This window comes from Mucilaginibacter sp. P4_G9, assembly GCF_056400985.1.
Window position 1 is genome coordinate 1 of sequence record NZ_JBFUKF010000891.1, and the last position, 763, is coordinate 763.

A 763-nucleotide genomic window follows, 5' to 3' on the forward strand; every position below is an offset into this window, starting at 1 on the left:
AAGTTACACCGCTTGAAGGTGTAAGTGCCGAAACTGCCGGTGCCATTACCCTTTTTATAACTGAAAGATTTGGTATTCCTGTTTCAACAACACATACAATTACGGGTTCAATTATTGGTGTCGGCTTAACCAAGCGCGTTTCTGCGGTACGCTGGGGGGTAACCATTAACCTGGTTTGGGCCTGGATAATAACTATTCCTATTTCTGCTTTAATAGCTGCAGGTGTATTTGCCTTATTAAAGGCGATTGGATAATTTTTTAACAGTTGGCGGCATTTTTGCTATTTTTAACCACTATGAAAACAAAAATATTTTCCATAACTGTTTTATTGTTCTTTATAACACTTAGCAGTTGCGATACACTGAACCAGGTGGCCCAGGCTGCCGGAACAATTCCCCAGGGCAATCCTACTACATTAGAAATTGGCAACGGCCTTAAACAGGCACTTGAAATAGGCACCGGTAAAAGCTCAGACAAACTTTCGGTAGTGAATGGCTTTTTGAAGAATGCCGAGGTTAAGATACTTTTTCCGCCCGAAGCTCAAAAAGCAGAAAAAACCCTCAGGAGCATTGGTTTAGGCAACCTTTGTGATAATGTGATAACTTCCCTCAACCATGCAGCAGAAGACGCCGCAGTACAGGCAAAACCCATATTTATTGGCGCTATAAAGCAAATGACCCTGCAGGATGTTACCAATATTTTATTAGGCAGCCAGGATGCCGCAACCCTTTATTTTAAACGTACCACCACAGCACAATTATCC

General features: G+C 42.1%; 2 protein-coding genes. Both read left to right on the top strand.

Annotation, left to right across the window (positions count from 1 at the left end):
• On the top strand, positions 1 to 254 hold a 254-nt coding region (locus AC1DPZ_RS28390), incomplete at its 5' end, for an inorganic phosphate transporter (RefSeq protein WP_477409840.1).
• A gap of 41 nt (positions 255 to 295) precedes the next feature.
• On the top strand, positions 296 to 763 hold a 468-nt coding region (locus tag AC1DPZ_RS28395), incomplete at its 3' end, for a DUF4197 domain-containing protein (protein ID WP_477409842.1).